General features: G+C 68.7%; 22 protein-coding genes, 1 tRNA gene and 1 pseudogene. 2 read left to right on the forward strand and 22 right to left on the reverse strand.

Going from position 1 to position 19,628, the window contains the following annotated elements:
• Nucleotides 1–48: 48 nt before the first annotated feature.
• From thrB to ACFV6V_RS08335, 6 genes are all read right to left on the reverse strand, one after another.
• The gene (thrB, locus tag ACFV6V_RS08310; protein WP_385560898.1) at nt 49–966 is read right to left on the reverse strand and encodes a homoserine kinase; all 918 of its coding nucleotides are present in this window, start codon (nt 964–966) and stop codon (nt 49–51) included.
• A gap of 470 nt (nt 967–1,436) precedes the next feature.
• Nucleotides 1,437–2,504, reverse strand: a complete 1,068-nt coding sequence (gene thrC / locus ACFV6V_RS08315) for a threonine synthase (protein ID WP_385560901.1) — start codon at nt 2,502–2,504, stop codon at nt 1,437–1,439.
• 7 nt (nt 2,505–2,511) lie between these two features.
• Entirely contained in the window at nt 2,512–3,801 is a 1,290-nt protein-coding gene (locus tag ACFV6V_RS08320) for a homoserine dehydrogenase (protein WP_361279442.1), read from the reverse strand.
• Between the two features lie 127 nt (nt 3,802–3,928).
• Nucleotides 3,929–5,320, reverse strand: coding sequence for a diaminopimelate decarboxylase (lysA, locus tag ACFV6V_RS08325; protein WP_385560904.1), 1,392 nt, complete (start codon nt 5,318–5,320; stop codon nt 3,929–3,931).
• A gap of 19 nt (nt 5,321–5,339) precedes the next feature.
• Entirely contained in the window at nt 5,340–6,329 is a 990-nt protein-coding gene (gene nrtL, locus ACFV6V_RS08330) for an ArgS-related anticodon-binding protein NrtL (protein ID WP_385560907.1), read from the reverse strand.
• A gap of 60 nt (nt 6,330–6,389) precedes the next feature.
• On the reverse strand, nt 6,390–6,821 hold the full coding sequence (locus tag ACFV6V_RS08335; RefSeq protein WP_385560910.1) for a PleD family two-component system response regulator: 432 nt from the start codon (nt 6,819–6,821) through the stop codon (nt 6,390–6,392).
• A gap of 209 nt (nt 6,822–7,030) precedes the next feature.
• Between ACFV6V_RS08335 and ACFV6V_RS08340 the strand changes: the two genes are divergently transcribed.
• Nucleotides 7,031–7,102 (forward strand) — tRNA-Arg (locus ACFV6V_RS08340).
• Between the two features lie 139 nt (nt 7,103–7,241).
• On the opposite strand, the gene ACFV6V_RS08345 is transcribed toward ACFV6V_RS08340, so the two are convergent.
• The 16 genes and pseudogenes from ACFV6V_RS08345 to ACFV6V_RS08420 form a co-directional block, all read right to left on the reverse strand.
• A complete protein-coding gene (locus ACFV6V_RS08345; protein ID WP_385560913.1) occupies nt 7,242–8,069 on the reverse strand; it encodes a DUF6602 domain-containing protein in 828 nt (275 codons plus the stop codon).
• A 72-nt stretch (nt 8,070–8,141) separates the two neighbouring features.
• Nucleotides 8,142–9,584: a tyrosine-type recombinase/integrase gene (locus ACFV6V_RS08350; protein WP_385560916.1), complete on the reverse strand. Its 1,443-nt coding sequence runs from the start codon at nt 9,582–9,584 to the stop codon at nt 8,142–8,144.
• Nucleotides 9,581–9,772, reverse strand: a complete 192-nt coding sequence (locus tag ACFV6V_RS08355; protein WP_385560919.1) for a helix-turn-helix transcriptional regulator — start codon at nt 9,770–9,772, stop codon at nt 9,581–9,583. Before ACFV6V_RS08355 ends, ACFV6V_RS08350 begins: the two co-directional genes overlap by 4 nt.
• A gap of 211 nt (nt 9,773–9,983) precedes the next feature.
• Nucleotides 9,984–11,171, reverse strand: a complete 1,188-nt coding sequence (locus ACFV6V_RS08360; RefSeq protein ID WP_385560922.1) for a DUF3631 domain-containing protein — start codon at nt 11,169–11,171, stop codon at nt 9,984–9,986.
• The gene (locus tag ACFV6V_RS08365; protein WP_385560925.1) at nt 11,168–11,524 is read right to left on the reverse strand and encodes a hypothetical protein; all 357 of its coding nucleotides are present in this window, start codon (nt 11,522–11,524) and stop codon (nt 11,168–11,170) included. The genes ACFV6V_RS08360 and ACFV6V_RS08365 overlap by 4 nt, the downstream gene beginning before the upstream one ends.
• The gene (locus ACFV6V_RS08370) at nt 11,521–12,423 is read right to left on the reverse strand and encodes a bifunctional DNA primase/polymerase (protein ID WP_385560928.1); all 903 of its coding nucleotides are present in this window, start codon (nt 12,421–12,423) and stop codon (nt 11,521–11,523) included. Before ACFV6V_RS08370 ends, ACFV6V_RS08365 begins: the two co-directional genes overlap by 4 nt.
• A gap of 86 nt (nt 12,424–12,509) precedes the next feature.
• Nucleotides 12,510–12,767, reverse strand: a complete 258-nt coding sequence (locus ACFV6V_RS08375; protein ID WP_385560931.1) for a hypothetical protein — start codon at nt 12,765–12,767, stop codon at nt 12,510–12,512.
• Nucleotides 12,764–12,964, reverse strand: a complete 201-nt coding sequence (locus ACFV6V_RS08380; RefSeq protein ID WP_385560934.1) for a hypothetical protein — start codon at nt 12,962–12,964, stop codon at nt 12,764–12,766. Before ACFV6V_RS08380 ends, ACFV6V_RS08375 begins: the two co-directional genes overlap by 4 nt.
• 17 nt (nt 12,965–12,981) lie before the next feature.
• On the reverse strand, nt 12,982–13,170 hold the full coding sequence (locus ACFV6V_RS08385) for a hypothetical protein (RefSeq protein ID WP_385560936.1): 189 nt from the start codon (nt 13,168–13,170) through the stop codon (nt 12,982–12,984).
• 36 nt (nt 13,171–13,206) lie between these two features.
• A complete protein-coding gene (locus tag ACFV6V_RS08390; RefSeq protein ID WP_385560938.1) occupies nt 13,207–13,458 on the reverse strand; it encodes a hypothetical protein in 252 nt (83 codons plus the stop codon).
• A 141-nt stretch (nt 13,459–13,599) separates the two neighbouring features.
• Nucleotides 13,600–15,853 (reverse strand): annotated as a pseudogene (locus tag ACFV6V_RS08395) (cell division protein FtsK).
• A gap of 78 nt (nt 15,854–15,931) precedes the next feature.
• On the reverse strand, nt 15,932–16,264 hold the full coding sequence (locus tag ACFV6V_RS08400; protein WP_385560941.1) for a hypothetical protein: 333 nt from the start codon (nt 16,262–16,264) through the stop codon (nt 15,932–15,934).
• Nucleotides 16,261–17,178, reverse strand: coding sequence for a hypothetical protein (locus ACFV6V_RS08405; protein WP_385560944.1), 918 nt, complete (start codon nt 17,176–17,178; stop codon nt 16,261–16,263). Before ACFV6V_RS08405 ends, ACFV6V_RS08400 begins: the two co-directional genes overlap by 4 nt.
• Nucleotides 17,175–18,161, reverse strand: coding sequence for a DUF2637 domain-containing protein (locus ACFV6V_RS08410; protein WP_385560947.1), 987 nt, complete (start codon nt 18,159–18,161; stop codon nt 17,175–17,177). Before ACFV6V_RS08410 ends, ACFV6V_RS08405 begins: the two co-directional genes overlap by 4 nt.
• Nucleotides 18,158–18,418, reverse strand: a complete 261-nt coding sequence (locus ACFV6V_RS08415) for a hypothetical protein (protein ID WP_385560950.1) — start codon at nt 18,416–18,418, stop codon at nt 18,158–18,160. Before ACFV6V_RS08415 ends, ACFV6V_RS08410 begins: the two co-directional genes overlap by 4 nt.
• Nucleotides 18,418–18,711, reverse strand: a complete 294-nt coding sequence (locus tag ACFV6V_RS08420; protein ID WP_385560953.1) for a hypothetical protein — start codon at nt 18,709–18,711, stop codon at nt 18,418–18,420. Before ACFV6V_RS08420 ends, ACFV6V_RS08415 begins: the two co-directional genes overlap by 1 nt.
• Before the next feature lie 487 nt (nt 18,712–19,198).
• On the opposite strand from ACFV6V_RS08420, the gene ACFV6V_RS08425 reads away from it, so the two are divergent.
• Complete coding sequence (locus ACFV6V_RS08425; protein ID WP_385560956.1) at nt 19,199–19,591, forward strand: GntR family transcriptional regulator; 393 nt, start codon at nt 19,199–19,201, stop codon at nt 19,589–19,591.
• Nucleotides 19,592–19,628 lie beyond the last annotated feature (37 nt).

The raw sequence follows: 19,628 nt of genomic DNA on the forward strand, positions 1-19,628 counted from the left end.
CGGCTCCAACAAACATTCCCCCTCTCCATCACCGGCAATCCCGTGTCGCTACGAGGCGAGCGGCAGCACGCTCGCCCCGGCCCCGTCGAGGTCCAGCCGGTTCGCCGCCCAGCCCTCACCCGCGAGCCGTGAGACCTTGTCGGCCGTGCTGTCGTCGACCAGCGCGAGCACCGTGGGGCCCGCGCCGGAGATGACCGCGGGAACGCCGTCCGCGCGCAGCCGGTTGACGAGCTCGGTGCTCTGCGGCATCGCGGGAGCGCGGTACTCCTGGTGGAGGCGGTCCTCGGTGGCCGGCAGCAGCAGCTCGGGGCGGTTGGTCAGAGCCTCGACGAGCAGCGCGGCACGACCCGCGTTGGCCGCGGCGTCGACATGCGGGACCGTACGCGGAAGGAGTCCGCGGGCGGTCTCGGTGAGCACCGGATTCGACGGCACGAAAACCACCGGAACGATGGAATCCGATGGATCCATCCTGATGGCGCGGGCCGCACCGGCCTCCGTCCAGGCCAGGGTGAACCCGCCGAGCAGACAGGCCGCGACATTGTCGGGGTGCCCCTCGATGTCGGTGGCGAGCTCCAGCAGCGCGGCGTCGTCGAGCCGGGCGTCGCCGCCTATGGTCACCGCGCGGGCGGCGACGATACCGGCGCAGATGGCGGCGGAGGACGAACCGAGCCCGCGGCCGTGCGGGATGCGGTTGGCGCAGACCACCTCGAGGCCGCGCGGCTGTCCGCCGAGCAGCTCGAAGGCGGTGCGTAGCGATCGCACGAGCAGATGGCTCTCGTCCCGGGGCAGGGTCTCGGCCCCCTCACCGGCGATGTCGATATGCAGACCGGAATCGGCCACCCGGACGACGACGTCGTCGTAGAGCCCCAGCGACAGGCCGAAGGCATCGAAGCCCGGCCCGAGGTTCGCGCTGGTGGCGGGGACGCGCACCCGGACGGCGGCAGCGCGGAATGCGGGACCGGCCATCGCTCGACGACACTCCTTGGTTCTGGATCGGATTCTGGTCGACGGAATTCTGATTCTGATCGACGTGAACAGCGGGCCTGACGCGCACTGGCGAACGAGGACCCGTGGGCCGAAACGGCAGCAGCACCGCGGCATATGCGGCGGGCCGGCTGAGCACAGCCTAGCGAAGGAAGGTTCAGCGGCGACATAGGGCGCAGGGGAGGCACGCGATGCGTGTCGCACACCCGGCAGCCCCGGTCACTTCCCGCCCGGGCCCGTTCGCGCCCCCGCGATTCCCGTGCGCCCGTGTCCGGTGCCGAGAGCCTTGCGGCTGCGGATCCGGCGCGGCGCATTTCCGCCTGGGCGGAAACACGCCGCGCCGGATGCGGCAGGACCCGAAGGAGTGCGAGGAAGGGCGCGACCGGACCGCCGGGACGGCACGACCGGCCACAACGGCGCCGCAGCCGGCCGACGGCACTTCAGCGGAGCGCCTACGCGAGGCCCAGACGCTCAGCCGCCACGTCCGCGTCCACCGGCACCGTGAGGGGCTGGGGTGCTCCGGCGACCGCCCAGTCGGGGTCCTTGAGGCCGTTGCCCGTGACCGTACAGACGATCTTCTGGCCGGGGTCGACCTTCCCCTCCTCAGCCGCCTTGAGCAGGCCCGCCACGGAGGCCGCCGACGCGGGCTCCACGAAGACGCCCTCGCGGGAGGCCAGCAGCCGGTAGGCGCGCAGGATCTGACGATCGGTCACCTCGTCGATGAAGCCGCCCGACTCGTCCCGGGCGGCCAGGGCGTACTCCCAGGAGGCCGGGTTCCCGATCCGGATCGCGGTGGCGATGGTCGACGGGTCCTTGACCACCTCACCCCGCACGATGGGCGCGGAGCCGGACGCCTGGAAGCCCCACATCCGCGGGGTGCGGGTGGACACCGCGTCCGCGGCGTACTCCTTGTAGCCCCTCCAGTAGGCCGTGATGTTTCCGGCGTTGCCGACCGGGAGCACATGGATGTCGGGGGCGTCGCCGAGCGCGTCCACGATCTCGAACGCAGCGGTCTTCTGGCCCTCGATACGGACCGGGTTGACCGAATTGACCAGCGCCACCGGGTAGTTCTCGGAGAGCCCGCGGGCCAGCACCAGGCAGTCGTCGAAGTTGCCGTCGACCTGGAGGATCTTCGCCCCGTGGACCAGGGCCTGCCCCAGCTTGCCCATGGCGATCTTGCCCTGGGGGATCAGCACGGCGCTGACCATCCCGGCGCGCCCGCCGTACGCGGCGGCGGAGGCCGAGGTGTTCCCGGTGGAGGCGCAGATGACGGCCTGCGCGCCCTCCTCCTTGGCCTTGCTGATCGCCATCGTCATCCCGCGGTCCTTGAAGGACCCGGTCGGGTTCGCACCCTCGACCTTGAGATATACCTCACAGCCGGTGACCTCGGAGAGGGTACCCGCGGCGACGAGCGGCGTACCGCCCTCGCCGAGCGTGACGACCGGGGTGGTCTCCGTGACCGGGAGCCGGTCCCGGTACTCCTCGATGATGCCGCGCCACTGGTGCGTGCGAGTACTCATTGGGTGCCTACTCTCCTTCAACCCGCATGATGCTGGCGACACCACGCACGGTGTCGAGTTCGCGCAGCGCCTCGACCGTCCCCGAGAGGGCGGCGTCAGGGGCGCGGTGGGTGACGACGACCAGTGAGGCCTCGCCGTCCTTGCCCTTCTGGCGCACCGTGTCGATGGATACGCCGTGCTCGGCGAAGACCGTCGCGACCTGGGCGAGCACACCAGGTTTGTCGGCCACGTCGAGGCTGATGTGGTACCGCGTCACGACCTCGCCCATGGGGCTCACGGGCAGCTGGGTGTACACGGACTCACCGGGCCCGGTGGCCTCGGCGAGCTTGTTGCGGCAGACCGCGACCAGGTCGCCGAGTACCGCGGACGCGGTCGGGGAGCCGCCGGCGCCGGGGCCGTAGAACATCAGCCGCCCGGCGGCCTCGGCCTCCACGAACACGGCGTTGTACGCCTCGCGGACGGAGGCCAGCGGGTGGCTGAGCGGGATCATCGCGGGATGGACCCGGGCGGTGACCGACTTCCCGTCGGCCGCCCGCTCGCAGATCGCCAGCAGCTTGATGGTGCAGCCCATCTTCCTGGCGGAGGCGAAGTCGGCGGCGGTGACCTCGGTCATGCCCTCGCGGTAGACGTCGTCGAGGCGCACCCGGGTGTGGAAGGAGATCCCTGCGAGGATCGCGGCCTTGGCGGCGGCGTCGAAGCCCTCGACGTCGGCGGTCGGGTCGGCTTCGGCGTATCCGAGTGCGGTGGCCTCGTCGAGGGCCTCGGAGTAGCCCGCGCCGGAGGTGTCCATCTTGTCGAGGATGAAGTTCGTGGTGCCGTTGACGATGCCGAGCACACGGTTGACCTTGTCACCGGCGAGCGACTCGCGCAGCGGCCTGATCAGCGGGATCGCCCCGGCGACCGCGGCCTCGAAGTAGAGGTCGCGGCCGTGTTTCTCGGCGGCGGCGTACAGCGTGGCGCCGTCCTCGGCGAGCAGCGCCTTGTTGGCGGAGACCACCGAGGCGCCGTGCTCGAAGGCCGCGGTGATCAGCGCCCGGGCGGGCTCGATCCCGCCGATCACCTCGACGACCACGTCGATGTCGTCGCGGGAGACGAGCGCCATGGCGTCCGTGGTGATGAGCTCCCGCGGGATCCCCTCACGGACCTTGGAGGGACGGCGGACGGCGACCCCGGCGAGCTCCACCGGGGCCCCGATCCGTGCGGCGAGGTCATCGGCGTGCGTCGTCATGAGGCGGGCCACCTCTGAGCCGACCACACCACAGCCCAGGAGCGCCACCTTCAGTGGACGCGTACGCATCATCCGACCTTCGCCTTTCATCGAGCACAGCCGTTTCTTCATTCAGGGTGCGAACCAGTCTCACTCACCTATGGGCGGATTCCGGCGCACCGTCCATATCCCGAGACAGATATTCCATCACTCGACATCACCCGACATCGAGGCGCAGTAGATCCTCCTCCGTCTCACGCCGGACGATCACTCGCGCCTCCCCACCCCCGACCACGACGACGGGCGGGCGCAGGGCGTGGTTGTAGTTGCTGGCCATCGAGCGGCAGTAGGCGCCGGTGGCCGGTACGGCGATCAGGTCGCCCGGTGCGAGATCGGCAGGCAGGAAGGCGTCCCGCACGACGATGTCACCGCTCTCGCAGTGCTTGCCGACGACCCGTACGAGCATCGGCGCGGCGGCCGACGTACGCGAGACGAGCGCGACGCTGTACTCGGCGTCGTAGAGGGCCGTACGGATGTTGTCGGACATTCCGCCGTCGACGCTGACGTAGGTCCGCAGCCCGGCGAGCGGCTTGATGGTGCCCACCTCGTACAAGGTGAAGGCGGTGGGTCCGACGATCGCCCGTCCGGGCTCGACGGAGATCCGGGGCGTACGCAGCCCGGCAGCTTCACACTCACGGGTGACGATCTCGCTCAGGGCCTTGGCGATCTCGTGCGGCTCGCGCGGGTCGTCGTCCGGGGTGTACGCGATACCGAGACCGCCACCGAGGTCGATCTCGGGCAGCTCGACCCCGTGCTCGTCCCTGACCTCGGCGAGCAGCCGCACCACGCGCCGGGCGGAGACCTCGAACCCGGCCATGTCGAAGATCTGCGAGCCGATGTGCGAGTGGATGCCGATGAGCTCGATGCCGTCGAGCTTCAGCGCCCTGCGGACCGCTTCGGCCGCCTGGCCGTCCGCGAGCGCGATACCGAACTTCTGGTCCTCGTGCGCGGTCGCGATGAACTCGTGGGTGTGGGCCTCGACGCCGACGGTGACCCGGATCTGGACCCGCTGGCGCCTGCCGAGCGACTGGGCGATGTGCGCGACCCGGACGATCTCCTGGAAGGAGTCGAGCACGATGCGCCCGACTCCGGCGCTCACGGCCTTCTCGATCTCATCGGCGGACTTGTTGTTGCCGTGGAAGGCGATCCGCTCAGCGGGCATCCCGGCGTCGAGGGCCGTGGCGAGCTCCCCGCCCGAACACACATCCAGATTGAGGCCCTCCTCCGTGAGCCAGCGCACGACCGCGCGGCTCAGGAAGGCCTTGCCGGCGTAGAACACGTCCGCGTCCTTGCCGAAGGCGTCGGCCCAGGCGCGGCAGCGGGCCCGGAAGTCCTCCTCGTCCAGGAAGTAGGCGGGGGTGCCGAACTCCTCGGCCAGCCGGGTGACTTCCACCCCGCCGACACTGACGACCCCGTCCTCGTTCCTGGTGACCGTACGGGCCCACACCTTCTCGTCGAGTGCGTTGAGGTCGGCCGGCGGGGCGGAGTAGTGCCCCTCGGGCAGTACGTCCCCGTGGCGAGGTCCTGCGGGGTGGGCGGAACGGCTCATACTGTCTTTCTCACATTCCCTACACGTATTCGGGCGCGCTGATGCCGAGCAGGGACAGGCCGCCTGCCAGCACCGTCCCGGCGGCTTCGGCGAGGGCGAGCCGGGACCGGTGGGCGGCCGAGGGTTTCTCGTCGCCGCGGGGCAGCACGGTGTGCTGGAAGCCGAGGAAGGCGTCGGCGGTGGTCTCCAGATGCCGCGCGAGACGGTCGGGGGCGCGGTGGCGGGCGGCGGAGACGAGCACACGCGGGTAATCACCGACGGCACCCAGCAGCGCCGGCGCGTCGACGGTCTCCTCGTGGGAGACGGGAACGGCGAGCCGCTCGGCGGCTCGCACCAGGGCGCGGGCGCGGGAGTGCGCGTATCGCACGCGGAAGAACGGACTGGACTCGCCCTGCACGAGCAGCCCGTCGTCCAGCTTCGGCCGGTCGTGTGCGGCGGCCCGCAGCAGGGCCCAGCGGGTGGCATCGGCCCCGAAGCGCCGCAGCAGCTCTCCCGCACCGGCCCCGGCGGGCACGGGGCGTACCTCGATCGCCGCACCCTCGGCCCCGACCCGTACGACGGCACCCTGCGCGAACGCCAGCCTCCGCAGGGCATCGGTCATCACGGCGGCCCTGACCTCGGCGCAGTGGCGGTACACACACCGCTCACCGGCCATGCTCTGCCCGTACCCGTACCGGCCGCCCTGCTCGAGCACCGTACGCACCAGGGAGCCATCGGCCCCGCTGACCAGCGTGATGTTGAGAAACCCGGGCCCGGTGACCTCGACCCCGGAGATCAGGGGATGACGCACAAGCTGCTCACCGAGCACTTCGGCGACCCGCACCGCGGGCATCCCGGCGTCCCGAGCGAGCCGCAGCGCGGCGTTGGTCGCGTAGTCCCCACGACCCCCGGGCCGCGGCCGCTCCACCGTGACCTTCTCGGGCACCGCCACCGGCCCCACGAGGGCACCCTCCTCGACCGCACGGCGCACGGCGCCCAGCACGGTACGGGAGAGATCTGCGGGGGTCACGGGACAAGCGTATGGGAGGAGGGGGGTGTGATCGCGAACCGGTTTCGCCATGCGGGCAGCTCAGCCCCGCGCAGTCCCCGCCCACCCGGCCCCACGCCTGCCGTCAACCGACGGCTGCCCCTCCCTGCGCAGCCGGCGCACCAAACGCACCAACTCGCCCGGCTCAAAAGGCTTCGCGAGAAACGCGTCGACCTCGGCAGTGACACCATCCTGCGCCTCGTACTGCGTGCAGGCGCTGATGATGGCCACGGGCACCTGCCGCGTCCGCGGATCGGCCCGCAGCCGCGCGGCGGTCCGCAGCCCGTCGAGGCGCGGCATCACCACATCAAGCGTGATCACATCCGGCCGCACCCGGTGCACGACCTCCAGGCACTCGGCACCATCAGCGGCGGTCACGACCTCGAAGCCCTCCAGCTCGAGATTGACCCTGATCAGCTGCCGAATGACCCTGTTGTCATCCACAACAAGCACCCGGCCGGACGCGCCTGACACAACTCGAGAGTAGGTCGCACACCCCTCCGGCGTCCGGCTTTTCCCTACTTCCACCCCCACCCGGGCTACCTGCCGCCACCCCGGATTCCCTCCGAGCACCCCCAGGCACCGCCACCGAATCCGCCCCGGTCACTGCCTGGAAATACCTGTTCACGGACACCCCTCCGAAGCTGGTAGGGTTCTACCCGTCGCCGCCGAGAGCGGCGAACGCCCCCGTAGCTCAGGGGATAGAGCAACGGCCTCCGGAGCCGTGTGCGCAGGTTCGAATCCTGCCGGGGGCACTCGCCTAGGAACAGCAGAAACTATGCGCTGACCAGGGCGGATGCCGACTTGAAAGAGCGGGGCCCAGTCTCACTGGGTCCCGCTCTTTGTCGTTGCTACGCGCTGTTCGCGATAGACCTGCGATAGACCGATGACGTGCTAGGCATCTGTCCCGCTGGCTTCCAGGGTCTCCATATGCCGGATCAGATAGCGCTGCGCAACGGGAGCGAACCGGTGCGTCCGAGGCGTCGTGGAGTCCAGCCAGATTAGGAATTCAGCGACGACGGTATCTGTGCCACGCCACACCCAACCAGGCACCGACGTCCATCCTCCGTCGGGATCAAGGACACGCCACTGGAGAGCTCCGGCTCCGTCGCCATAGTCGACCGCGGTCCCGCGTTCGAGGATGAACACCCCATCGAGTGGACGAAGCTGCGGGTCAGCGCCACCAGGCCCCGGAACTAGGGCTGCCCCATCTAGCCTCTCGATGAGCGTCTCCACCGCCACGACGCTTTCGAAGGCGAAGAGAAAGTACGGCGGACACTCGTAGAACCTTGCGGCATCCGAGTCGTTCGTGTGTCGACTGTCGCCTTTGGCATGCTCGTTTCGGAGCTTCTTGAAGATGGTGGCCTTGTTCAGGGCATCGTCCAGGTCGGACAGTGTCAGCCTCGACTTGATCTCTCCAGCCGCAGAGACGCCCTCGATCATGAACACCCCTGGATCATGAATGCCGCTTCGAAATGGCTGATCGACATTGGCAACAACGACGTCGGTTTGAGTGGAAGTCTGGTCGCGCAAGTCCAGCACTTCTCCAGTACCCACTGTGAAATGGCGTGGCAAGTGCTGGTCAAGGAACTCCCGGAAAGCGCACTCCACGACATCTCCACGGAGGCCGGCATGTTTGAAGGCGCTTCTGCTCTCTGCGAGCGCAGCAGAAAGCCTCCGGTCCTGAGACCGGAGCATCGCGACCAGGTTTCGGTTGAGCACACAAGCCCCTCTCTCACACACCCGCTTGGGGCAACCCCCAAGCGGGCACCTGAGGTTGGATCCGACCACGCATCACCCAGGCCAGTCCAGTTCTGCTTCAATCTTCCTGTTCATAGCCTCTTCCTGGCCGTAGATGCACCCTTCGTAAACCCGGTGGATGACCTCGGGCGAGTTACCGACCCTTCGGGCCACCTCAGCTACGGGCACGCCAGCGTTCAGCCATGTCGTGATACAGGTGTGGCGCAGGTCGTACGGCCGCCCCCCGATGATGGACGCTTGAAGATCCGGCGAGAGCGCGTACTCGCGAGCGTCCCGCCACACGCGCCAATAGGTGCTGCTGCCCACGAGACCGCCACGCTCGTTCGTGAAGAGCCGCCCATCTTTGGCCGTACCGAACTCCTTCAGGTGGGCTCGGAGCATGGCAACGAGCGGCGGGGGGATCGGCACTGGCCGGTCATCCTTGGCCTCCCGCGACTTCAGGCCGCGCTTGTCGTGGCGCTCTCCACTGTCTGTCCACTGCTTGCCCGACACGGGGTGCGTGTCGTGGAGCGTCAGAACGCCCCACCCCTTCTCTGGGAGGAAGCAGTCAGAATCCCTGAGACCCACAGCCTCACTTGGGCGGAGCCCCGCGAAGTACATGACCGCATAGAAGCCCACCAGGCGTCGACCCTTCTTGCGGTCCCATGTCCCAACGTATGAGACCCCGGCGAGGAGTTGAGCCGCCTGGACCTTGTTCACGAGAACTCGGGGGTCCACACGGTCCGATGAGGGACCTTTGACCTTCTTGATGGCGCTAAGCGGGTTCTTCGTCAGGAGCTTCCGCTCGATAGCGTATTCAACCGCCGTATTGAGCGCGCGTCGACGCCGACGGGCGGTTTGCCCTGCCGCGGGGGCGCCGTCCAGCTTAAAGGAGATTCGATACTGAACATCGCGAAGAACCTTCGGGTCTTCCAGCGAGGAGACGAGAAGCGATCTTTCAGAGATCCACTCGTGGGCATCCATAAGCTCCTCCGGCGGGTCAAGTTCGGCGTTCTTGGGAATGACCGCCCACCGAAAGGCGAGACGGAGTTCTTCCGGTGATGGCATTTGCAGTTCCCGCTCCACAAGAGCCAGCGTCACCGCTGCGAGCCCGTCAGCGATGCCCTCACGGGTCTTAGCTGCGGCGGTTGGCCAACGCATCGCCATGTACTCACAGCAGAACGCGAACCAGGGAAGTTCCTCACGGGTTTGCTCGGCAGCGACCTCGGTCCGTACCTCGGATTCAGGTAGTCCGTCGGTGATGCGGAATGCCTCGCCACGGCGCATTGCCTGCCACAGTTCAGATCTGCGGCTCTCTGCGAGTGCCACCGTGGCGAAGGTGGCGCTACTGACCTTTCCCCCGACTTTCCATCGGAGTTGATGGGGACGGGTCTTACTTTGCGCCTTGGTCACCTTCCATAGGCGCACATCGAGTGAAAACCCGCCCGGGGCCGAGCGGTTGTTCTGCTCGGCCCCGTTGTCGGTGTCTTTCGTCATGCGCTCTCCTCCAGCGTCTGGAGCCACCGACTCAGTTCGGACCTGCGGATGCGCACGGCGCCGTTCGGGAGCTTGATGGACTTCGGGCCCTTCTTGTACTGCCGCCAGCGGTAGAACGTCGCTCGCGGTACGCCTATCTCTGCGATCACTTCGGGGATGGTGAGCATCTCGTCGCGGGGCTTGGCCACGTTGCCTCCTCGGCAGGCAGTCGGGGCCTCCAGGCCCCTTCCTGTCAGGTCCGCTACTTCCGCTACCTCCGCTACCGCCCTGGTCAGGGGCGTGATCGTGGTAGCGGATTCGGGTAGCGGTAGCGGATGAATCCGCTACCGGCCCTGCCGTGTGAGGACCGGACCGGTAGCGGATATGGCAGTCAGGTAGCGGATGATTCCGCGCTTGCCGCTACCTTTTTGAGGGCTCTGACCTGCGCGGTAGCGGAGGTAGCGGAAGTAGCGGACTCTCAGGGGGAGGGGGGCAGTAGCGTGCCCACGCGTCAGCCAGATCGGCCGCGTAGTAGCCCTTCATCACGCTGGTGCCGCTCTTGATGTTCCGCGCTGCGATCGGCTTGTTGTCCGCGGTCATGTACTCCCGCAGCATTCGCGACAGCCCCCGGGCATCGAGCGGCTTGCCGCTCATGTCCGCCCACGGTGCCTCTTCGAGGCTGTGCAGCCGGTCGAGTACGGCGACCGTGGGGAGGCGGTCGATGCCGTTGAAGACGTAGTCCCGCAGGTCTGTCAGCAGCCGGATGCCGATGCTGCCCTTGTCGCCTTCCTTCGCGGCGTTGACCAGCTCCACGCACGCGGCACGGGCCCGCTTGGGCCACTCCCCGCCCGCGGCGTCGGCGATGGCGATGAGTGGTTCCCACACATCGGCCGGCCGGTCGGTCACTTCCTGCGGCAACTCGGGGAAGACCCCGTCCACGAGGTGGCTGACGCTGGTGGCCCAGTTCGCGAGCCGGTCACGCAGCGCATTGCCTTCCTTCTCGTGGATGCGCTGCCGGTAGGGCTCCACCCGTTCGTTTCGGGCGCGGCGGCGCATGCGGATGATGACCGACCTTGTGAGGATCGTGTCGGGGAGGGAGCCGAGTCCGGCCATGGCCACGGCGCAGTAGGAGGGGAATTCCTGCACCTGCTGATTGGCTCCGTCGCCGACGCAGCGCCACATGCCGACGCCGCGGCGGTGCCCTGCGTTCAGGAACCCGCGCAGGGGTTCGTTGTCTCCGGCCTTGGGTCCGAAGACGGTGTCGACTTCGTCGAAGAGGATCGTGGGTCGAGTCTCGAGCGTGGACACCGCGCGGAAGAGCACCGAGGCGGAAGCGTTCGCGGCCACGAGCGGCTTGGGCACGAGCGTTTCGACGATCTCCAGCGCGCGGGATTTCCCCGAGCCCGGTTCCGGAGAGAGGAACGCGATGCGGGGGGTGGCGTCGAAGCAGTCCAGCAGGTGGGCGTGGGCGTCCCACAGCGTTACCGCGACATACGCGGCGTCGATGGGGAACACGTTGAACCTGCGGTGGAAGGCTTCGACCTCGTTGAGCAGCGCCGCCCCGTCCGTCGCCGGACGGCTGGTCTGCTCAGGGCTGGTGTTGGTCATGCTGCGTTCCTCCCTTCCTCAGAGGTGCGGAGCGGGCACAGGTCCCGGTGCGCCTGGTGGTCGTCGATCAGGGCGAGCACCCTGCGGTGTCCGATCGCGCTGCGGTCCCGCCCGCACGCGCACCGAGAGGTGGCCGTGGGAATGGCGGCGCGCGGTGCGGTGATGTGGAGCCACGCCACGATGCGGCGACCGTCGCCAAGATGCGTGTCGGGGTGAAGTGCAGAAGGGACGCCCTTGCGGGCGGCGCCCTTCGGGGCGCCTGCTGCTGCCGGGGCCATTCCCGGTGCGGCGGCGGACGGCTGGTCGGTGGTGCTGGGGAGGCTCTTCAGTGGGGAGCGGGTTCGGGTGGTCATGCCGCCCTCCGCTGCGGGTTGTGGGCGATGGACCAGTTCAAACCGCTCCGCACAGTGGCGCGGCACTGTCGCTCCGACAGGCCGGAGCACTCCCCCGCCGACTGAAGAGCCTCCTCCACCACATCGCGCGGAAGGTCGCCCCACGCGATGAACCGTCCGAGCGCTCGCGCCGCCGCGAGCAGCGTGGCGTTGCGCTCGCCCTGCGGCGCATACTGCACGCTCGCCGACTCCGCCCGGAGCGCGGCCGCGGCGTACCGAGAGGCACGGGAGGACGACGGCACAGCCATCAGTCCTTGCGATGCCTGACGCGGTGCCAGGAGCGCGTACAGCCAACCCGGCAGCGGCAGCGGCGGGATGGGGTCCACGGGCGTGTACGAGCCGGTGGGGGTGATGCTGCCCGCGGCCACGACGTAGCCGCCCCACCCCCGGGTGTCGATCAGCTTGCCCAGCTTGCCCGCAGTGTTCGCCAGCCTCACACCTTGTGGGACGGTGAAGTACAGGTGCGCTCCCCCGCTCGCAGTCCGCACCGTGTGCGTGGCGGGTACGGCCTGCCCGGCGCGCTCGCAGAGCGCACGAAAGGTCGTCACGCCGCAAGGCGTGTCCGCACTGCCCTTGCTCTTGGGCTTGTCGAGGTCCACGACCAGCAGCCCGGAGGGGCCTGTGGCGATGCCGACGTTGAACGGCAGCGTGCTCCAGGCGCGGCGGATGCGGTCAGGGTCGTTGGTGGCGCGCTCTTCCCACTTGCGGTGGCCGCCCGCGCAGTCACCGATGCCGGGGCAGACCGCCGCCCCGTGCAGTGCGGGCCGCTTGTCCTGCGGGCGCAGGGGGAATACGTGCCAGCCGCGTTCAGCGGCAGCCAGCGCCGCAGTGAGCGGCGCCGATGCTGGTACATGCGTCATGCTGGATGTCTCCAGTTCTGTGAAGGTGCTGGATGGGCCGGGGCGGGCGCGATCTTGTGGTGAGAGGGCGCCCGCCTTCGGCGTAGCTAGGCCGCGTCGCGACGTCGGGTGGGGAACTCGATGACAGTGGCGAGCCGCACGGGTTCGGCTGCGGGCTGCGGGGCCGTTTCGCGTCCATTCGGCGGGGGCTCGGTGCCGGTGGGCTTGGCCGCTCGGAACTCGGCGAAGACAGCGGCGATGGCGTCGTCGGCCCGCCGCGCCCGCAGGTGTCCCGCGAGGCAGACCGAGGCGGTGATGGCTGCCGGGGTAAACAGCGCTGCGGCGGTGAGGAGTTCACCGTTCATACGACGTCGCCTCGGACGGCGGCGAGGAGCTCAGGGAGCGAGCCGCCGAGCAGGGTGAGGCGGTGCTCGATGGCCGCCCAGGATGTGGGGTCGATGCTCATGAGTGCGGCTGCGGCCGTGGGGAGGTCGCCTCGGGTGGCGGCTTCCAGAGCGGTGCGTAGTTCGCCTGCGGCCATGAGCGTGATGTGTTCGGTCATGGTCGGAGCCCTCCTTGTCAGAGTTGGCCGATGGCGTCGATGACGGCGCGGGCGAGTTCGTTGATGGGGCCGGAGGCTCCGGTGGAGGCGAGGAAGAAGCCGAATCCGGCTGCGATGAAGGCGCTGCCGTAGCCGAGGGTGTTGGAGCGCAGGAGGAAGAACAGGACGAGGCCGAACAGGGCGACGAGCGAGACGGTGACGACCACGAGACGGATCCCTTCCGGATCGGTGGAGTGGGCGGGTTAGCGGGTGCCGTCGCGGTGGATGCGCATCGCGACGTTGAACAGGTGGCGGCCGACGCGTATGCGTTTGCCGGTCGCGCGGCAGCGGCGGCAGTCTTTGCCGCGCTTCATGCGGCCTTTGCGGTCGTGCTTCATCTCGAAGCCCCAGCCGCGGCACTTGCGGCAGGGTCCGAACGGCACGGCCGCACACAACCCGCCGTAACAGAAAGTGACGGTGAGCAGGCAGGCGATAGCGAGCAGGGCAGGGGTCATGAGGGGCCCTCCCAGGCTGGTTTCAGGGGTTTGCGCAGGTGGGCCGCTATGCGCTAGCAGCCTGATCAGATGGGGTGTTGGCTGCTATCAGGGCTGCTATCGATAGCAGGGCATCCCGCTATCGATAGCAGCGCTTCTCGCTCAGCTCGCGTCCCGGTTTCGACTACGTTCCGCTACTGCGGTGGCGATGTCGGCGCGCTTGATGCCGCGCTTGTTGACGAACTTGGAGTCGACGCGGCGCCCGACCTGCCCCGGGGTGATGCCGTAGGGCTTGAGGACAGCGGTCAGATGCGCGGTCTGCTCCTCACCGGACATCTGCGCCCACTCCCCGTACGTATCCGGCCGCAGCTCCGCCAGGCGTTCCACCACGGTCTCGTTCCACACCTTGGCTTCCTTCTCCGGGATCACCGCGAGAACATCCGCCAGCAGCGTGGAGGTGGTGGTGTCGACCGGTTCGAAGACCTCGCCCAGGGCGTGACCGGAGAGCGTGCCGGCCTGCTCGCGCAGCGCGCGGGCGCCCGCGCAGCGCGCGGGCGCGCAGGGCGATCAGTTCAGCCTTGGGGGCGTCGATGTTGGTGGCGGCGACGATGCGGGCATCGGCGCCTTCACCCATGAAGTAGCAGATGCCCTTGTCCGCCCACGAGAACATCGTGGCCCGCACCCCACGCCGGTAGGAGGAGGTGCCGAGCACCATGTCGTTCTCGACCTGACCCATCACCTTCAGGCACCAGCGGGCCGACGCGTTCGCGCTGATCCCGGTCGGCAGGGACTTCGCGTCCGGGCGCTGCGTAGCAAGCAGCAGCACGATTCCGGTGGCGGGGCCGCGTTTGACCAGGTCGGTGCAGATCTGCTCCAGTTCCTTGCCGTACTCGGGGTGTTCGAACCACTTCTGGCACTCGTCCACCCCGATCACGATCGGGTGCAGCCCGAGGGACTTCTTGTCCGCCAGCACGCTGGTGACCTTCGACTCCGGGCACATGTCCCGGGGCAGGGAGCGGATCATCTTCGCCCGACGGCGCAGCTCCTCTTGCAGCGCCCGCAGGTCTGCCAGGGCGTATTCGATGTCCTCGTCTTCCTCCCCGGCCCGGTGCCGGTGGGCGACCGTGTCGCCGACCGGGTCGATGTCGCCGGTGCCCTTGAGGTCGTAGGTGTGCAGCTCAGCCCGCGGATCCAATGCGGCGATGAGCAGCAGGAGACGGAGGAGGAAGGTCTTGCCCATGCGGGGGATGGCGCCGATGATCCCGGCGATGTACATGAGCGTGATCTCGATCCAGCGTCCGCGCTGGTCGGTGCCGAACGCGACCGGCTTGAACAGATCCACGCTGCCAGCCTTCAACAGCGGCCAGTCCGGCTTGCGCACGGTCGACATGTCCTGATCGCCAACCCATAGCACCAGGCGGCCGGTGTGCTCGTGCGTGACAGCCTCCGGCCACACACAGCCCAGCGGGCGGCGCAGCCCGGAGGCGAGGCGCTCGCGGCGCTCGATGATGTCCGTGACGGTCACGCCGTGGGGCAGGTTGCCCTCCGCTCGCCAGCCGGGCCCATCCCGGGTGATCGGGGCGGTGAACTCGAACCCCTCCTTGCCCTTGGACTGGGCCTGGTTGATGGCGGGGATGCCGAGCGAGCCGAGCGCCCGCAGAACGATGTCGGACGTGAGCTTCATCGCCTTGGGCATCTCCACCGCCCGGTGGATCACCGGCGCATCCGCCTGCCGGCCGTTCCATCCCAGCGCGAGTACCAGCGCGGACACCGACAGGGCCTGGAGCCACCCGGGGGCGAGCACATAGATGGCGAGCGTCGCACCCAGCCCGACGAACATCGAGAGCACCGTGATCAGGGTGCGGAGCCGTACCCGTCCGTCGCGCTGCCGGGAGAGCTTCAGGTAGTCGGCCGCATCCTCGCGGCGCACGGCGGCGAGCCGGACGGGCTCGCCCTCGCGGTCGGCCACCCACCGCATCGTGCCCCCGATGAACCGGGCGGCGCCGGTCGGGGCCTGAAGCGTGAGGCGGACGGCATACACCGGCGAACGCAGCGCGTGATACCCGGCAGCGTGCGCGTAGTGCCGGGCCACCCATGTCGTAGCGGTCTTCAGCTCCGCCGTCGAACGCAGCCACACCGGGATGACATCCCGACGGCGGGCGCCCATGAGCCGACCCAGATACCCCGGACCAGCCGCGGCCGCAGTCGGCTGGTCGACCATCACGGTCGCGGTCGGGTCGCCCGACTCATCGGGGCGCGGGTCTGCCGACTGGTCGGTGGGCGAGTCGGCCGACCCCGTACGGGCCGAACGGGCCTTGCTGAGGTCGACCACATCCGCGCCCGAGTCGGGCCCGAGGCCAGTGGCCATGTCGGCTTCGAGTCGGTTGAAGAGTTCGTTCTCTTCCTCGTGATTCACTGACAGTTCCTTCCGAAATGGGAGGGGTTGAGCGGGGCCCGGTCAACGCTGTGGAAGGTGGGTGGCCGGGCCCCGCGGCTATAGGTCGAACAGTCCGCACTGATCCGTGGTCGATCTCTGGGCTTCGCGTCGGGCGGCCCGTTGGGCGCCGGTGAAGCACTGGGGGCACCACGCGCGCAGCGCGCTCGCGGGGAGGGCGACTGCCTGGCGGTCGGTGGTGAGCGGGTCGGCCGCGGCGGCCATCAGCCGCACCGGGGCGCTGTGCTTGCCCGCGTAGTGGTCGTGCTCGCGCGGGCACCGACCGTCACTCTTGGCGTGCGGCTGGCCGCATGCGCCCTCGCACTGGCAGCGCCCGCCAGCCGTCGCCATCACCCTGCGGAACAGGTCGGCCGCCACAATCGGTTCAGTCATGCCGCCACCTCCGCTCCCCCGCGGCAGGACCACGGGGAGCAGCCGAGTGCAGCGCCGTCTTCGGCTTCCGCGTCCGCTGCCGTGTCGAACAGGTCGCCCTGTCGGTCAGCCCACTCAGCGCGGGTCACACGGTCGATGGGCGCCTGGTCAAGCGGGAGCAGGCTGCGGTGCAGGTACGGCTTGGTCTTGATGCCACGAAGCTGCGTCTGGCGAAGGCGGCGGTCGAAGTCGACCGCATCCGCCCACTCTTGCGGGTGCTGGTCGCGCAGCTCGCGCCACTGTCGATTGCCGTGGAACGGACAGCCGATGCACGCGGACTTCGGCGTCTCTCCCCAACCGCGGGCGCGCAGGTAGCGCAAGCAGTCGTTACGGGTCCAACCTTCGCGGCCGTCGGCAGCGCCATCCAGGTCCAGCAGCGGGAAGACGTTGCGCAGGTAGCGGACGGATGCGTCCTTGGCCCGTTCGAACTCATCCCGGCTGATCCCGATCGCTTGCTCTACGAACACACCCGCCGGTACGGGCCGGGGATGCGGGTAGCCGAGCATGGCCCGAACCTTGGCCTTGATGGGCTTTACCTTGTATGCCTCGGTGCACTGCCGCCGCACCATCGCCGCCCGCGTGCCCTCACGATCGATGACGAAGACCGGGATGGGGACAGACGAGCCGGGGTTGAGCGAGTCGGCTCGCAGGTTGCCGCCCTCCACACGAACGCGGTGGACGGGGATACCGGCAGGCTGGGCAATCTCGCGCTCCAGCCGGTCCAGGTGCTCATACACCCGCGTCGGCTCCCACCCGGTGTCCGCAAAGATCGCAGCATCCCACTTCGGCAGCCGACCCTCAGCCGCAAGCATCAGCAACGTCGTGGACTGAACACCCGCCCCCAGCGAGAGCACCCGAAAGACTGCTGTCGTCATGCCGCCACCCCCTCAGGCTCAATGGGGTGCAGGCTTCGGCGGTCAGCCCGCTCGTTCAGCAACGCGTCACGGACCATCCGGGAGTTGGCAGCCGAGCAGTGTAGCTCGGTCCGGAGCGCCTCCGCATTGATCGCCTCATCCGACCACCCGGCAGCGGCCTCGCGGGCCTCATCCAGCAGCTCCGCCGCCGAACGTGTGGCCTTCGCCTTCGCGCCCGGCTTTCGGCCCCTGCCGCGAGCACGCGGCTTGGCCGCCTGGCCCGTCGGCTCCCCCGCAGCCCCAGGCTGTGGCTCGGGAGCCGGATCCGACGGGACTGTAGCCGGGGCGACATCACCGAGCCTGAGCAGCACGCGGGTGCGATGCGGGGCGTGCTTACGCCACCGGCGCCCGTACATCTCGCGCAACTCCGCACGGGCCAACTGCCGCTCCCTCTCCCGCTCTAGCGCATCGGTGTAGGAGGTGATCTCCCACAACGTCATGCGCCGCCACAGGGCGAATGTGGAGGGGAAGGCGAGCAGCCACCTGCCGAAGCGGATCTTGTCCATGCGTCGGCCGGTCACGGCGCCGATGCGGACGGCGTAGATGTGGGCGCCGATCTCGGAGAAGACCACCCACAGCAGCGGCATCGTGCCGTGCGCCACCTTCGCCCACAGGCCCTGTCCAGCAGCCACATTCAGCCCGCAGGTGACCAGCGTCAGCACCCACGGAACGAACCGCACCCATGCAAGCGCCATGTCCATCCGGATCAGCAACAGGTTGGCCACCGTGAACACCGGGATGGCCACGTCGATACCAACCGGCAGCATCCATGGCTGACCGAACCCCCACCGCAGCGCTGCGGCGGATACCGCGTCAAAGGACGCGATTAGGCCCAGGGCGCCCACACCGGCCGCGGCGAGCGCGCCCAGACCAGCCAGGCCCATCTCCGGGCGCGTCAAGGGCGGTACCGAAGGTTGGTCGTCCTCGTGAGCGGTGGGAGTCATCGCCGCCTCCCCTTCGAATCGTCACGGAAGGTGGCGTAGTCGCCCGGGGGATACACGTAGTTGCTCAGTGCCCCCTCTGCGGCGACCGCTGCGGCTCCCAGCCCGGCAATCGCCGCAGCGGCTGCGGTGCTGTGGTCGGCCGCGGTGTCGGCCAGAACGGATGCCGCCTGTGTTGCGCGGCGAGCCAGGTTGGGGGTGCCGTCGGTATCCGTCATGTGCCGGATGGCGGTATCGCGAATGCGGTCACGCAGTCCCATCACGCCACCGCCTTGCGGGACGGCTGAAGCCGCGCCACGGGACGGCGCACCAGCGGGACGACGTTGAACAGCTCCGACGCGAACGCCTCGATCGCCTCCGCGGCGACCCGGGACACGCCGTCCGGCAGGCCCGGGTTGTCGGCCAGGATGTCGCGGGCCGCGTCCAGCCGAGCGGCCCGCTCCTCCTCGCTCTCGCCCTCCACACCCAGCCATAAGTCAACGGGAGTACCGAGCGCGAGTTCAACGAATTCAGTGGCCGTAACAGCCACATGACCAGCAACGATGGCTTTCATGGGTCGTGCTCCTCTCAGACGGGAACGGCCCGAACAGCGGCCCCGGTGTTGCCTCACCGGGGCCGCGCGCCGTTGGAAACCAGGAACTCCGGCTCCCCTCCACCCCGCCCGTACGACATCGCGCAGTACGCGGCGCCGGACAGACGGGGGAGGCAACCGGCCGCCGCACTACGCGCGGCGGAAGTTGAGGTGGTGCGTGTCCCCTTAATCGCGACCGCGCTCCCGTGTCAGGTAGAGCTGTCCGGCCTCGAAGTAGGCGTATGGAGACATGACCTTTCGGCCTAAGCCCTCCGGTTAATGACAAGGCGCCGGGTCGCCTCCCCCCGTCCGATGCGGGGCCCCTGGTTGTGCGAACTTGCAGGTCGAGCACTTGCAAACACAGCCGCCGAAACCCTTCCGGGTTCACCGTGCCATGTCGTACCAGCATGTACTAGCACGAACTGCAGCGCAAGAGGGCGCTGCGATTTCGTGCTAGGCCGTACTAGGGGTGGGTACGCTCGATGGCGTGATGAGCGCTGAAATCTCGAAGAACGACCCGCGACCGGAGTCCGAGCAGGCGGCCGACATCCTGCGACAGGAGATCCTGCGCGGCGACATCAAGCCGGGAGCCCATGTGGGGTCCGTACGAGACCTGACTACGCGGTTCAAGATCTCGGGAATGACAGTGCAGCGAGCCCTCTCGATCCTTCGCGAGGACGGGCTGATCCTGACCACGTCGCGAGGCAGCTACGCCCGCGATCCGGAGCAAGCCAGCGAAGCCGACGCGAACGTCGACCTTCCCGAGGTCCTGCGCCAGCTCGAACATCTCACCTCCCAAGTCTCGGAACTTCGCGGCAGGCTCGAAGCGCTCGAAAGCCGCTCCGTGCCGGGTGGTGCGTGATCTGCAACCAGCATGCACGGACGGGGAGTTGAGAGAT

Origin of the sequence: Streptomyces sp. NPDC059828 (genome assembly GCF_042731955.1) — a bacterium.
Taxonomy (GTDB): domain Bacteria; phylum Actinomycetota; class Actinomycetes; order Streptomycetales; family Streptomycetaceae; genus Streptomyces.

Bases quoted from the DNA above. Each gene is read 5' to 3' on its own strand.
- thrB (WP_385560898.1), bottom strand. From the start codon at position 966: ATGGCCGGTCCCGCATTCCGCGCTGCCGCCGTCCGGGTGCGCGTCCCC.
- thrC (WP_385560901.1), bottom strand. From the start codon at position 2,504: ATGAGTACTCGCACGCACCAGTGGCGCGGCATCATCGAGGAGTACCGG.
- ACFV6V_RS08320 (WP_361279442.1), bottom strand. From the start codon at position 3,801: ATGCGTACGCGTCCACTGAAGGTGGCGCTCCTGGGCTGTGGTGTGGTC.
- lysA (WP_385560904.1), bottom strand. From the start codon at position 5,320: ATGAGCCGTTCCGCCCACCCCGCAGGACCTCGCCACGGGGACGTACTG.
- ACFV6V_RS08350 (WP_385560916.1), bottom strand. From the start codon at position 9,584: ATGACGAAAGACACCGACAACGGGGCCGAGCAGAACAACCGCTCGGCC.
- ACFV6V_RS08360 (WP_385560922.1), bottom strand. From the start codon at position 11,171: ATGACCAACACCAGCCCTGAGCAGACCAGCCGTCCGGCGACGGACGGG.
- ACFV6V_RS08365 (WP_385560925.1), bottom strand. From the start codon at position 11,524: ATGACCACCCGAACCCGCTCCCCACTGAAGAGCCTCCCCAGCACCACC.
- ACFV6V_RS08370 (WP_385560928.1), bottom strand. From the start codon at position 12,423: ATGACGCATGTACCAGCATCGGCGCCGCTCACTGCGGCGCTGGCTGCC.
- ACFV6V_RS08375 (WP_385560931.1), bottom strand. From the start codon at position 12,767: ATGAACGGTGAACTCCTCACCGCCGCAGCGCTGTTTACCCCGGCAGCC.
- ACFV6V_RS08380 (WP_385560934.1), bottom strand. From the start codon at position 12,964: ATGACCGAACACATCACGCTCATGGCCGCAGGCGAACTACGCACCGCT.
- ACFV6V_RS08390 (WP_385560938.1), bottom strand. From the start codon at position 13,458: ATGACCCCTGCCCTGCTCGCTATCGCCTGCCTGCTCACCGTCACTTTC.
- ACFV6V_RS08400 (WP_385560941.1), bottom strand. From the start codon at position 16,264: ATGACTGAACCGATTGTGGCGGCCGACCTGTTCCGCAGGGTGATGGCG.
- ACFV6V_RS08405 (WP_385560944.1), bottom strand. From the start codon at position 17,178: ATGACGACAGCAGTCTTTCGGGTGCTCTCGCTGGGGGCGGGTGTTCAG.
- ACFV6V_RS08410 (WP_385560947.1), bottom strand. From the start codon at position 18,161: ATGACTCCCACCGCTCACGAGGACGACCAACCTTCGGTACCGCCCTTG.
- ACFV6V_RS08415 (WP_385560950.1), bottom strand. From the start codon at position 18,418: ATGGGACTGCGTGACCGCATTCGCGATACCGCCATCCGGCACATGACG.
- ACFV6V_RS08420 (WP_385560953.1), bottom strand. From the start codon at position 18,711: ATGAAAGCCATCGTTGCTGGTCATGTGGCTGTTACGGCCACTGAATTC.